Here is a 12,313-nt window from a genome sequence, read left to right on the forward strand (position 1 = left end):
TTTCTGGCTTTCTGGGCCGCCGTCCTGTCTGCAACCGAGGTCGGGAGGGCTCGCGGAATCCGCTCGAGGCGTCCGGACGGTTCCCGACCTCGGTTGCGGACCACTCAGCAAGCGGAACGAAGGCTGAGCGCGCGGATCCGAGCGCGAATCGCCCGATCGCGTCACGGAGCCTCACTTCTGACGTGCACCCGGGGATCCCGACGCCGCCCGAGCCGGACGTTCTGTGGGATGACACACGCCGGCAGTCAGGAACGGGCGCAGACGCCATCGTGGCCGACGAGCCGTCCTGGCCGAGGTTCTCACGGACGATCAGGCATCATCGCAGACCGCACCGCCGTCCTCGCGGAACCCGTGGTCGTCCAGACAGCTTCTCCCCGAGAAGTCGTCTCACGCGCTCGGTCAGCAGGCCGACGGCGACCAGCCGGAGCCCCCACCGCCCAGACGCGATGCGGACCCGCCGCTCTGCACACGCGCACTCGACCAGCACGCCCGCGTTCTCGGATCCGCGGTAACCGGATCGCCGCCCACCTCCGAGCCGAACAGGTGATCCGCGTGCGAGCGGATCGCCGTAGGCGGACGCAGGACGCTCCACCTGCGCGTCCACGCCGAGAAGCCGACCGCGGCGGGCCGGGCGGGGACCGGCCCGCTATTTGATCAGTCGCGAGAGGACACGGTCCGCGAGGGGCTTCCCGCCCGTCTGGCAGGTGGGGCAGTACTGGAGGGTGGAGTCCGCGAAGATCACCTGGCGGACGGTGTCGCCGCAGACCGGGCAGGGCTCACCGGTGCGGCCGTGCACGCGCATGCCGAGCTTCTTCTCCTTCTTGAGGTCGGCGGCGTGCAGTCCCTCGGCTCGGCCGAGCGCCTCCTCGAGCGTGTACCGCAGCGCGGAGTAGAGGCGGTCGAGTTCCTCGGGCGAGAGGGTCGCCGGCTTGAACGGCGACATGCGCGCGACGTGCAGGATCTCGTCGGAGTAGGCGTTGCCGATGCCGGCGATGCGCGACTGATCGCGGAGGACGCCCTTGAGCTGCGCGCGGCCGGCGGTCGCGAGGATCGCGCCGAGGATCTCGCGCGTGAAGGCGGGGTCGAGCGGATCGGGGCCCAGTCGCGCGACCCGGTCGACGTCGCGCGGATCGGCGACGATCGACAGGGCGAGGCTCTTCTTCGTGCCGGCCTCGGTCACGTCGATCCCGGAGCCGTCCTCGAGGATCAGGCGCGCGGCGAGCGGCCCGGCTTCACCGGCGCCGTGGGGCGCTCGGGACGCCAGCGCACCCAGCCCGCCCGGGCGAGGTGGAGCAGCACGTGCACGTCGCCGATCGAGAGGTCGAGGAACTTGCCGTGCCGCTGGACGCCGTGGATCGGCTGCCCGGAGAGGGAGGACGGCGGGATCGCCACCGTCTTGAGCGCCGAGATCGCGAAGACGTCGAGCCGCTCGAGGACGTGTCCTCCGAGGCGCTCGTCGAGATCGCGGGCGAGGGCCTGCACTTCGGGGAGTTCGGGCATGCGTCCACTGTGCCGGTCACCACCGACAGGGGCCACCCCTGGCGGAGTCGCCGGGTCAGGCTCCGAAGCGCGTGGCCGCGACCTTCCGCAGGAACAGCTCGTGGAAGCGGTAGTCGCCCGTGATCTCGGGGTGGAACGACGTGCCGAGCAGGTTCCCCTGCTCGACCGCGACGACCCGGCCGTCGGCGACCGCGGCGAGAGCGGTCGCCCGCTCTCCCAGCTCCTCCACGATGGGCGCCCGGATGAACACCGCGTGCATCGGAGGGTCGCCGATCGCGGGCACGTCGAGGTCGGTCTCGAAGGAGTCGCGCTGGTTGCCGAACGCGTTGCGGCGCACGGTCACATCGAGCCCGCCGAAACTGTGCTGCCCGTCGATGCGGTCCAGCACCCGGTCGGCGAGCATGATCAGCCCGGCGCAGGTGCCGTAGACGGGCAGGCCCGTCTCGATCGCCTCGCCGATCGGCTCCGCGAGTCCGAAGAGGCGCGAGAGCTTGTCCATGACCGTCGACTCGCCGCCGGGGATGACGAGCCCGGCGACGGAGGCCAGCTCGGCGGGACGGCGCACGAGCACCACCTCCGCGCCGAGCTCGCGCAGCACGTTCGCGTGCTCACGGAAGTCGCCCTGGAGAGCGAGGACGCCGACCCGGAGCCCCTCGAGGGACTCGCGGGTCTCCCCCTCCCCCGCGACGCGGGGCCCGGTGCTACCAGCCACGCTCGGAGAGGCGGTGCGGCGCGGGGACGTCGGACACGTTGATGCCGACCATCGCCTCGCCGAGTCCGCGGGACGCCTCCGCGATGACCTTCGCGTCGTCGTAGAAGGTGGTCGCCTTGACGATCGCCGCGGCGCGCTTGGCCGGGTCGCCCGACTTGAAGATGCCGGAGCCGACGAAGACGCCGTCGGCGCCGAGCTGCATCATGAGCGCCGCGTCGGCCGGAGTCGCCACGCCGCCCGCCGTGAACAGCACGACCGGCAGCTTGCCGGTCTGCGCGATCTCGGCGACGAGGTCGTAGGGGGCCTGGAGCTCCTTGGCCGCGACGTACAGCTCGTCCTTGGTCATCGCCTTCAGGCGGTTCACCTCGGCCGAGATGGTGCGGATGTGCTTGGTGGCCTCGGAGACGTCGCCGGTGCCGGCCTCGCCCTTCGAGCGGATCATCGCGGCGCCCTCGGTGATGCGGCGCAGCGCCTCGCCCAGGTTCGTCGCACCGCAGACGAAGGGGACGGTGAACCTCCACTTGTCGATGTGGTTCACGTAGTCGGCCGGCGAGAGGACCTCGGACTCGTCGATGTAGTCGACGCCGAGCTCCGACAGCACCTGCGCCTCGACGAAGTGGCCGATGCGGGCCTTCGCCATGACGGGGATCGACACGGAGGAGACGATCGCGTCGATCAGGTCGGGGTCGCTCATCCTCGCGACGCCGCCCTGGGAGCGGATGTCGGCGGGCACGCGCTCGAGCGCCATGACGGCCACGGCGCCTGCGTCCTCGGCGATGCGGGCCTGCTCGGCGGTGACGACGTCCATGATCACGCCGCCCTTGAGCATCTCGGCGAGACCGCGCTTGACGCGGCTCGAGCCGAACTGCTCCGAGGCAGCGGAGGAGGAGGGAGTGGGGGTGTCGGTCATGATCGCGGGTCCTGTTTCTCTGCTCTGTCTCCAGCCGACGGCTGGGCTCTGTCTCCAGCCGACAGCGCCGTCGAGTCTACCGAGGTCCGCCTGCGCGGACCCTGCTCACGCCGTCGGCCAGGCCGCGGCGATGCTGGCGCGGACGTCGCCGAGCAGCTGCGGCAGCGCTTTCGTGCGCGCGATGATCGGGAAGAAGTTCGCGTCCGTCGCCCAGCGCGGCACCACGTGCTGGTGCAGATGCGCGGCGATCCCGGCTCCGGCGACCGCGCCCTGGTTCATCCCGAGGTTGAAACCGTCGTTGTTCGACACCTCGCGGATCACCCGCATCGCCGTCTGCGTGAGAGCGCCGATCTCGGCCACTTCTTCCGGGGTGGCCTCGTCGTAGAGCGGGATGTGGCGGTACGGGCAGACGAGCAGGTGGCCGGAGTTGTACGGGAAGAGGTTGAGGAGGACGTAGGCGTGCTCGCCGCGGGCGACGATCAGCGCCTCCTCGTCGCTCAGAGTCGGGGCGACGCAGAACGGGCAGTCGTCGGCTCCGGGCTGCCCCTTCTGGATGTAGACCATGCGGTGCGGGGTCCACAGGCGCTGGAACTCGTCGGGGACGCCCGCGAGGTGCGCGGACCCCTCCGCTCCCTCGGGGACGAGGTCGTCCACGCTCACACCTGCGCCTTCGAGGCGATCGCCTCGCGGATGCGCGCCACGGCGTCGGCGACGGGGATCCCGTTCTCCTGCGTGCCGTCGCGGAAGCGGAAGCTGACCGCTCCGGCGTCGCGGTCCTTCTCGCCGACGATGATCTGGAACGGGACCCTCTGCAGGGTCGCGTTGCGGATCTTCTTCTGCATGCGGTCGCTGGAGTAGTCGATCTCGGCGCGGACGCCGGATCGCTTGAGCTCGCCGACGACCTCCTCGAGGTAGGGGAGGTACTCGTCGGCGATGGGGATGCCGACGACCTGCACGGGCGACAGCCAGACCGGGAACGCGCCGGCGTAGTGCTCGGTGAGGATCGCGAAGAAGCGCTCGATCGAGCCGAACAGCGCACGGTGGATCATCACGGGCCGCTTCTTCGAGCCGTCGGACGCGGTGTACTCCAGCTCGAAGCGCTCGGGCTGGTTGAAGTCGAGCTGGATCGTCGACATCTGCCAGGTGCGGCCGATCGCGTCGCGCGCCTGCACCGAGATCTTCGGGCCGTAGAACGCCGCTCCGCCGGGATCGGGGACCAGCTCGAGGCCCGACTCCACCGCGACAGCGCGGAGGGACTCGATGGCCGCCTCCCACTGCTCGGGGGCGCCGACGAACTTCGGGTTCCCCTCCTCGTTGGTGGAGAGCTCGAGGTAGAAGTCGTTCAGGCCGTAGTCGCGCAGCACCTGCAGGACGAACTCGAGGTTGCGGGTGAGCTCGGCCGCCACGTCCTCCTGCGTCACGTAGATGTGCGCGTCGTCCTGGGTGAGCCCGCGCACGCGGGTGAGGCCCTGCAGGGTCCCGCTCTTCTCGTAGCGGTAGACGGTGCCGAACTCGGCCAGGCGCAGCGGCAGCTCGCGGTAGCTGCGTCCGCGCGAGCGGAAGATGAGGTTGTGGAACGGGCAGTTCATGGGCTTGAGGTAGTAGTCCTGGCCCTGGCGGGTGACGTTCCCGTCCTCGTCCTGCAGCTCGTCGAGGTGCATCGGGGGGAACATGCCCTCGGAGTACCACTGCAGGTGCCCGCTGGTGGTGAAGAGGTCGCCCTTGGTGATGTGGGGCGTGTAGACGAGCTCGTAGTCGTGGGCGAGCAGCTGCTCGCGCATGTACTGCTCGATCTCGTAGCGGATGATGCCGCCCTTGGGGTGGAAGACGGCGAGCCCGGAGCCGATCTCGTCGGGGAACGAGAAGAGGTCGAGCTCGTGGCCGAGCTTGCGGTGGTCGCGGCGGGCGGCCTCCTCGAGGCGCGCCTGGTGCGCACGGAGCTCGTCCTTCGTCGGCCAGGCCGTGCCGTAGACGCGCTGCAGCTGCGGGTTCTTCTCGGAGCCCCGCCAGTAGGCCGCGGCGTTGCGGGTGAGTGCGTAGCCGCTGCCGATCATGCGGGTGTTGGGCAGGTGGGGACCGCGGCAGAGGTCCTTCCACACCGTCTCGCCGGTGCGCGGGTCGACGTTGTCGTAGATGGTGAGCTCGGCGCCGCCGACCTCGACCGACTCCTCGTCCGCTCCCCCGCCCTTGAGGCCGATGAGCTCGAGCTTGTAGGGCTCGGCGGACAGCTCGCTCCGGGCCTCCTCCTCGGTCACCACGCGCCGCACGAAGCGCTGGCCCTGGCGGATGATGCGGTCCATCGCCTTCTCGAGCGCCTTCATCGCCTCGGGGGTGAAGGGCTCCTCGACGTCGAAGTCGTAGTAGAAGCCGTCGGTGACGGGCGGGCCGATGCCCAGCTTCGCCTCCGGGTTGCTCTGCTGCACGGCCTGCGCGAGGACGTGCGCGGCGGAGTGGCGGAGGATGCTCAGCCCGTCGGGCGAGGAGATCAGCACCGGCTCGATGCGGTCGCCGGGGACGACGTCCGCCGCCAGGTCCTTCAACTCGCCGTTGACGCGGATCGCGACGACGGCCCGGTCGGAGAAGTGCGTGAAGCCCGTCCCGGCCTCGGTCACCACCGCGGGGGACTCGTTCTCGGACGGATTCGACGGTTCGTTCGACACGCGCGGACACTCCTCAGGGCTTCGCCAACCCCTCGACTTTAGCCGCCCGCCGGGCGGGGGTCGTCCGCGGGCGACGGCCCGCGGCGAGCGTCCGGCGCCCTAGCCGAGGACGGCGCGCACGCGCTCGTCGAGACCGCGCAAGGCGTCGAGCAGCTCGCCCCGGTCGGCACCGGGGAGCAGCAGGTCGTTCTGCACGAGGTGGCGGATGAGCACCGACTCCACGTCGGACGGCAGTCCGCCCGAGGCGAGCGCGCCCTCCAGCACGGCGAGGACCGAGACCAGTGCCAGTGCGTCGTCGACCGCCAGCGGGTGCTCGCTGCTGTCCGTGTCCATGCGTCCAATCCCGGGCGCCGGAGCACCGGCACCCGTCGAGGTTCCCGTCCAGCCTGGCGAAGACGACGGCCGGGAGTGGCGGCGCCGCGGCGGGACTTCGTTTCCCGTACACCGGTCCCGGAGGGGCGCTCCTCCCCCGGCGGACTCGTCCGATCCGTCGGAACAGCGCCTGGTACGCTGTGCCGTCTCCTACTGGCACGCCGTGCCGGTACGGTGTGCCGGGTTGGTGCACGCCCGAGGAGGCGCTGATCAAGAGGGCGAACCGGTGGACCGACGCGAGCAGATCCTGGAGGCGGCACGGTCGGTGATCGCCGAGTCCGGCGTCGCCGCCCTGAGCGTCCGGACGGTCGCCGCGAGAGCAGGGATCGGCGCCAGCACGCTGCGCCACCACTTCCCCACCCAGCGGGGTCTGCACGACGCGGTGGTCGCCGAGCTCTTCCACGCCGGCCTCGAGGACCACCGGATCGCCGATCGCCGCCTGGACCCGCTGGAGCGCCTCGTCGAGTGCGCCGGGCAGTTCCTGCCCGCGGCGGACGCTCCTCCGGCCCTGAGCGGATGGTTCGCGCTCCACGCCGCCGGGCTGGGAGTGGGAGCGACCGATCAGGGCCGGGTGCTGCTCGAAGCCGTCGCCGCGAGCAGCCGCGAGAGCACCGCGCGATGGATCGCTGTGCTGTCGGAGGAGGGAGTGCTGCGGCGGGGGCCTCTCGAGCAGCACGTCGAGCTGATACTCGCTCTCGTCGACGGCCTGCGGATGCGGATGCTCACGCCGGGCAGCCGCGTCGGCCCCGGCGAGGCGCTCGGTCTCCTCGAGGCCGCTCTCGAGAGGGCCGTCATCCGGGACTGAGGTTCAGCGGAGGGCGGGATCAGCAGAGGGCGGGATCAGCAGAGGGCGCTCACGCGCCGAGCCAGCCGGTCCAGCTCCTGTCCGAGCGACGCCGTCTCCTCGGCCGCCAGAGCGCGGGCGAGGAGACGCAGCTCCTCCGCCTCGAGCGCTCCGTCCTCGACGAGCTCCGCCACCAGCCGGGTGAGGGCCGCGAGCGCGGACGCCTCGTGCCGGTCCAGTCCGTTCATCACGCCTCCTCGCGTCGGGGACGATCCTGCGCGACCGACGGAGCACTTCGCAGCCCCGCTGCGCCTTCCGGACAGCCGAGCACGCAACCCCTTGTCGGCTCTGCGTCGAGGGCGTGGGCTGAGAGCACCCGTCGCCCCGAGCGACTCCCCCGACGAAAGGTGCACCCGTGCTCTCCGACTCCCCGATCGGCCCCGTCCTGCTCTCGACCGACCTCGCCGCCTCGCGCGCCTTCTACGCCGAAGCGCTCGGCCTCCAGGTGATCGAGGAGAGCGACTCCGCCGTCGCCTATCTCACCGGCGGGACCCGCCTCACCGTGACCGCCAGCACCACCGGCTCGAAGGACGAGCAGACCAAGGCGTCCTGGCGCGTCTCGGACCTGCGCGCCGAGCTCGACGCCCTCGCCGAGCGCGGCGTGACCCCCGAGGACTACGACACCGACGAGCTGCGCACCGAGAACGGCGTCGCCGATCGCGGCAGCGTCTGGTCGGCGTGGATCCTCGACCCGGACGGCAACGCCCTCGGCATCGAGCAGCCCAAGGACTGACCCGGCGGGCTCGGCCCCGGAGCCCGGGTGCCGAGCCCTAGAATTCCCCCATGTCCGACGAATCCCCTCGCACTCCCGCGCCCGGGTGGTACCCGCATCCCGCCGATCTCGGCTCGGAGCTCTACTGGGACGGATCCGCCTGGACCGACCGGTCCCGTCCGACCGGCCCGCAGTCGCCCGCGGCTCCGATCTACGGCACGCCGGACGCGCCCGACGCCGCCTCCGGCCGCCCGGCGCCCTCGGCGGACCCCGGGTACGGGTCGGCCCCCTCCGGCGCCGGCACGACCGACCCGTACTCGTCCGACTCGACGGCGGCGAACCCGTACGCCTCGAGCACGTACTCGTCGAACCCGTACGCGACGAACCCGTACGCCTCTCCGGCAGCGTCCGGCCGGAACCCGATGGCGATCGCGAGCCTCGTGCTGGGGATCCTCAGCCTCCTCGTGAACCCGCTCTTCGTCCCCTCCATCCTCGCCATCGTGTTCTCGGTGCGCGGCCGCGCCGCCGCCGCCGTCACGGGCATCGGCCGCGGCATGGCGACCGCCGGCCTGGTGACGGGCATCGCCGGCATCGTCTTCGGCGGCATCGGCTTCCTCGTCAACCTCGGGGGCTTCCTCTCCCAGCTCGGGTCCTGACCGCGGTGCGCGGCCGCCGCCCCGCACCCGCCCCGATGCGTCGATGACGCCGCGTCGGAGCGCCCCCTGGCTCTTCGTCGTCGCCGTCGCCCTCGTCGCACTGGTCCTGCGCGGGCCGATCGTCGCCGTCGCGCCCGTGATCGACGCGATCCGCGACGACCTCTCGCTCTCCTCCGGTCAGGCGGGCGTCCTGACGAGCATCCCCGTGCTCTGCTTCGCCCTGGCGACGCCGCTCGCCCTGCTCGTCATCCGCCGCGCCGGGCCCGATGCCGCGGTGACGGTCACCGTGCTCGGTGTCGCACTCGGCACGATCGTCCGCTCGTCGGGCGACACGGTCGCCGTCGTGGCGGGCACCGTGCTCATCGGCGTCTTCATCACCATCGGCAACGTGGTCGTGCCCGTCGTGATCCGCCGGGACGTCTCCGCCGCGCGGGTCGATCTGACCACGGGCGTCTACACGGCCGCTCTCAACATCGGCTCGACGATCACGTCGCTGGGCACCGCACCCCTCGCCCTCCTCCTGGGCTGGCGGGGCGCCCTCCTGGTCTGGCTCGTCCTCACTCTGCTCGCGCTGCTCGGCTGGCTCGCCGCCGTCGGACCGCGGCGCGCCGTCCGTCCGGTGCCGCGCACCCCGGCGCCCGATCGGCGGACGGGGGCTCCTCCGCGCATCTGGCGGAGCGCCACGGTGCTCGCACTCGCGGTCTGCTTCTCCAGCCAGGCGTTCTCGTACTACGGCGTGACCGCGTGGCTGCCGAGCCTCCTCGTCGACCGCAACGGCTTCTCGGTCGAGACCGCCGGAGCGAGCTCCTCCGTCTTCCAGCTCGCCGCGGTGGTCGGCGCACTGGGCGTCGCGCTCCTGGTGCGCCGGCTGCGGCCGCTGGGCAGCATCGCCCTCGTCGGCTCCCTCTGGTGCACGGTGCCGGCGGGACTCCTGCTGGCCCCCGATCTGTGGGCACTGTGGTGCGCTCTCGGCGGCGTCGCGCAGGGCGGAGGATTCACGGTCGTCTTCGTCCTCGTGGTGCGGCTGTCGCAGTCGGACGCCCACGCCTCGCGGCTCTCGGCGACGGTCCAGGGGATCGGCTACGCCGTCGCCGCCACCGCCCCCACGGTCCTCGGGTTCGCGCACGACGCGAGCGGCGGCTGGGACGCCCCGCTGCTCCTCGTCCTCGCCGCGACCTGCTCCTTCCTCCTCTTCGGAGTGCTGGCAGCGGCGAGGCAGGGACGCGGACCGCGTCCCTTACCGCCCGCCTGAGCGCTGCCTGACAGCGCAGGGCACCGGCGTCAAGGGCCACCGCGCACCCGCCCCGCGCCGTAGCGTGGCGGCATGGCCGAGAAGAGCACGACCCGAGAGAAGACCGCGCCCGAGCCCGACGACGCGCGCAAGCCGGACGAGCTGAGTGATCTGACGAAGCGCTCGTGGGGCTACGTGCTCAAGAAGACGATGCGCGAGTTCGGCGCCGACCAATGCACCGATCTCGCCGCGGCGCTCACGTACTACGCGGTCCTGGCCCTGTTCCCGGCGCTGCTGGCGATCGTCTCGGTGCTGGGGCTCTTCGGCCAGGCCCAGGCGACCACCGACACCGTGCTCGAGCTGATCGGGAACCTCGCGTCCCCGCAGGTCGTGGACGTGCTCCGCGACCCGATCGAGTCGCTCACCAGCTCCCCCGCCGCCGGTGTCGCCTTCGTCACCGGTATCCTCGGCGCCCTCTGGTCCGCCTCGGGCTACGTCGGCGCCTTCGGCCGCGCGATGAACCGCGTCTACGAGATCGACGAGGGGCGTCCCTTCTGGAAGCTCCGCCCGACCATGCTCGGCGTCACCGTGGCCACGGTCGTCCTGATCGTCGTCGCCGCCCTCATCCTGGTGCTCAGCGGACCGGTCGCCGAAGCCGTCGGCGACGTGGTCGGGCTCGGCCCCGCCGCCCTCACGGTGTGGAACATCGCGAAGTGGCCCGTGCTCCTCGTCATCGCGATCGTGATCGTGGCGATCCTCTACTACTGGGCGCCGAACATCCGCCAGCCGAAGTTCCGCTGGATCGGCGCCGGCTCGATCATCGCCCTGCTGATCTGGCTCGTCGCCTCGGTCGGCTTCGGCTTCTACGTGGCGAACTTCTCGAACTACGACCGGACCTACGGCTCGCTCGGTGCGGTCATCGTGTTCCTCCTCTGGATCTGGATCACCAACATCGCTCTGCTCTTCGGCGCCGAGTTCGACGCCGAGCTCGAGCGGGGTCGCGAGCTGCAGGCCGGCATCGAGGCGGAGGAGACCATCCAGCTCCCGCCGCGCGACACCGCTGCGAGCGACAAGAAGGCCGCGGTGCACGAGCAGGACCTGCGCGACGGCCGCTGGCTGCGCCTGGCGTCCGAGAACAAGAAGGGCTCGGAGCAGGAGAAGGCCGCCGAGGACGGCTCGACCCGGTGAACCGCCGGGCTCAGGACTCGGCGCTCCAGAGCGCGCGGAAGTAGGCGCTCCGGGCCTCGTCCGGGGTGGCGCCGTACTCCTCGAGGAGCAGCTCCTCGAAACCCTCGCCGTAGTTCCAGCCCAGGCTCATCGCAGCCACGGCGAGGTCGGCCCAGCGGTCGCCGAGACCGAGATCGCCGACGTCGACCGTTCCGCACCACTCTCCGCGGTCGTCGAGGAGCGTGTTCGGAGCGCAGGCGTCGCCGTGCACCAGGACCTGGTCCTCGAGGGCCGGGACGGTGGCGCCGGGCAGGGAGCGGTGGAACCAGGAGTCGTGGCGCAGCTCGTCCGGCAGCTCCTGCACGGGGAGGTCGTGCAGAGCTCGCAGGCCCCGCGCGATGGCTCTCACCGCGGTCTCCGGACGGGCGATCCACTGCGGATCGACGGCGCTGCGTCCGTCGATCGCCTCGGTCAGCAGCCACTGACCGCCGTCCTCCTCCCCCGCGTCGAGCACCTGGGGCACCGGATGCCGGCCCTGCAGCCAGCGCAACCGCACCGTCTCGCGCTCCAGGTCGATACCGCTGCCCGCCGGGTTCCACTTGAGGTAGCCCGATGCCACGCGGAACGTCAGACCGTCGGCCTGGTTCCGCCACGCGAGCTCCGGTGACGGACCGCCGAGACGGCGCACGACGGCCGGGAGGACGACCCCGTCGAGCGAGTACTGCCGCGAGAGGTCGGGTCCGGTCATCCGGCCAGCCTAGGCACCGCCCCTCGCACATGTGGTCAGACCACATGCTACGGTGTGGTCTGACCACAGGAGGAGGCGACCATGAGCGAGTCCGAGCGCGCTTGGGAGGCCGTCCTCGCCCACGTCGAGGGCCTCCTCCTCACCGGCGCTCTGGGTCCCGGCGACCGCCTTCCCGCGGAGCGCGCGCTGGCCCAGGAGCTGGGTGTCGGCCGCTCGTCCGTCCGCGAGGCCGTCCGCGTCCTCGAGGTGATGGGGCTCGTGCGCACCCGAGCCGGTTCCGGCCCCGCGGCCGGCGCCGTCATCGTCGCCCGGCCGACGGGAGGGATGAGCGCCCTCCTGCGACTCCAGGTCGCCGCGAGCGGATTCGCCGTCGAGGACGTCGTCCGCACGCGCCTGGTCCTGGAGACGGCCGTGGTCGACGACCTGGCGCGCACGGCGTCGATCCCACTGGGCGAGAGCCGCGAGCTCCTGGACGCCATGGACGCGGACGCGATCGATCACGACGCCTTCCTGGCGCTCGATCAGCAGTTCCACCTCTCCCTCGCCGAGGCGTCCGGGAACGCCGTCATCGCCGCGATGACGGCAGGGTTGCGCGACGCCGTCGAGAGCTACGTGCTCGCAGCCGCGCAGACCCTGCCCGACTGGCCGCGCACCCGCGACCGCCTGCGCAGCGAGCACCGAGCCCTGGTCGCTGCGATCGCGGCCGCCGACCCCGACCGCGCCCGCGCGCTCGTCGAGGCCCACATCTCCGGCTACTACGCCGAGACCCACCTGACACCCAGCGAAGCGGAGAAGGACTGA

The 12,313-nt window shown here is 71.8% G+C and carries 13 protein-coding genes and 1 pseudogene; 6 read left to right on the forward strand and 8 right to left on the reverse strand.

Going from position 1 to position 12,313, the window contains the following annotated elements; genetic code table 11:
* Positions 1-646: 646 nt before the first annotated feature.
* From IOC53_RS09120 to IOC53_RS09145, 6 genes and pseudogenes are all read right to left on the reverse strand, one after another.
* Positions 647-1,500: pseudogene (locus IOC53_RS09120) on the reverse strand (Fpg/Nei family DNA glycosylase).
* Between the two features lie 55 nt (positions 1,501-1,555).
* Positions 1,556-2,212, reverse strand: a complete 657-nt coding sequence (gene pdxT / locus IOC53_RS09125) for a pyridoxal 5'-phosphate synthase glutaminase subunit PdxT (protein WP_207404961.1) — start codon at positions 2,210-2,212, stop codon at positions 1,556-1,558.
* Positions 2,202-3,122 carry a pyridoxal 5'-phosphate synthase lyase subunit PdxS gene (gene pdxS / locus IOC53_RS09130; protein WP_207404963.1) on the reverse strand — a complete coding sequence of 307 codons (921 nt, stop codon included), beginning with the start codon at positions 3,120-3,122 and terminating at the stop codon, positions 2,202-2,204. Before pdxS ends, pdxT begins: the two co-directional genes overlap by 11 nt.
* A 105-nt stretch (positions 3,123-3,227) precedes the next feature.
* Positions 3,228-3,776 (reverse strand): HIT domain-containing protein, encoded by a 549-nt coding sequence (locus IOC53_RS09135; protein ID WP_374070580.1) that lies wholly within the window; start codon positions 3,774-3,776, stop codon positions 3,228-3,230.
* A gap of 2 nt (positions 3,777-3,778) precedes the next feature.
* The gene (thrS, locus tag IOC53_RS09140; protein WP_207405059.1) at positions 3,779-5,737 is read right to left on the reverse strand and encodes a threonine--tRNA ligase; all 1,959 of its coding nucleotides are present in this window, start codon (positions 5,735-5,737) and stop codon (positions 3,779-3,781) included.
* A gap of 144 nt (positions 5,738-5,881) precedes the next feature.
* Positions 5,882-6,115, reverse strand: a complete 234-nt coding sequence (locus IOC53_RS09145; RefSeq protein WP_207404965.1) for a hypothetical protein — start codon at positions 6,113-6,115, stop codon at positions 5,882-5,884.
* A 265-nt stretch (positions 6,116-6,380) separates the two neighbouring features.
* Here IOC53_RS09145 and IOC53_RS09150 point away from each other — a divergent pair, with 265 nt between their 5' ends.
* Positions 6,381-6,959 (forward strand): TetR/AcrR family transcriptional regulator, encoded by a 579-nt coding sequence (locus IOC53_RS09150; protein WP_207404967.1) that lies wholly within the window; start codon positions 6,381-6,383, stop codon positions 6,957-6,959.
* A 35-nt stretch (positions 6,960-6,994) separates the two neighbouring features.
* On the opposite strand, the gene IOC53_RS09155 is transcribed toward IOC53_RS09150, so the two are convergent.
* Positions 6,995-7,186: a hypothetical protein gene (locus IOC53_RS09155; protein ID WP_207404969.1), complete on the reverse strand. Its 192-nt coding sequence runs from the start codon at positions 7,184-7,186 to the stop codon at positions 6,995-6,997.
* Positions 7,187-7,353: 167 nt separating this feature from the next.
* Between IOC53_RS09155 and IOC53_RS09160 the strand changes: the two genes are divergently transcribed.
* The 4 genes from IOC53_RS09160 to IOC53_RS09175 all read left to right on the forward strand — a co-directional run bounded on the left by IOC53_RS09160 (position 7,354) and on the right by IOC53_RS09175 (position 10,785).
* Positions 7,354-7,731: a VOC family protein gene (locus IOC53_RS09160; RefSeq protein WP_207404971.1), complete on the forward strand. Its 378-nt coding sequence runs from the start codon at positions 7,354-7,356 to the stop codon at positions 7,729-7,731.
* Between the two features lie 50 nt (positions 7,732-7,781).
* Positions 7,782-8,366, forward strand: coding sequence for a DUF4190 domain-containing protein (locus tag IOC53_RS09165; RefSeq protein WP_207404973.1), 585 nt, complete (start codon positions 7,782-7,784; stop codon positions 8,364-8,366).
* 43 nt (positions 8,367-8,409) lie between these two features.
* Complete coding sequence (locus tag IOC53_RS09170) at positions 8,410-9,618, forward strand: CynX/NimT family MFS transporter (RefSeq protein ID WP_207404975.1); 1,209 nt, start codon at positions 8,410-8,412, stop codon at positions 9,616-9,618.
* Positions 9,619-9,690: 72 nt separating this feature from the next.
* Positions 9,691-10,785: a YihY/virulence factor BrkB family protein gene (locus tag IOC53_RS09175; RefSeq protein WP_207404977.1), complete on the forward strand. Its 1,095-nt coding sequence runs from the start codon at positions 9,691-9,693 to the stop codon at positions 10,783-10,785.
* 10 nt (positions 10,786-10,795) lie between these two features.
* On the opposite strand, the gene IOC53_RS09180 is transcribed toward IOC53_RS09175, so the two are convergent.
* Complete coding sequence (locus IOC53_RS09180) at positions 10,796-11,512, reverse strand: phosphotransferase (protein ID WP_207404979.1); 717 nt, start codon at positions 11,510-11,512, stop codon at positions 10,796-10,798.
* Between the two features lie 81 nt (positions 11,513-11,593).
* On the opposite strand from IOC53_RS09180, the gene IOC53_RS09185 reads away from it, so the two are divergent.
* Positions 11,594-12,313: a FadR/GntR family transcriptional regulator gene (locus tag IOC53_RS09185; RefSeq protein ID WP_207404981.1), complete on the forward strand. Its 720-nt coding sequence runs from the start codon at positions 11,594-11,596 to the stop codon at positions 12,311-12,313.

The organism is Rathayibacter sp. SD072 (assembly GCF_017355185.1).
Lineage (GTDB): Bacteria > Actinomycetota > Actinomycetes > Actinomycetales > Microbacteriaceae > Rathayibacter.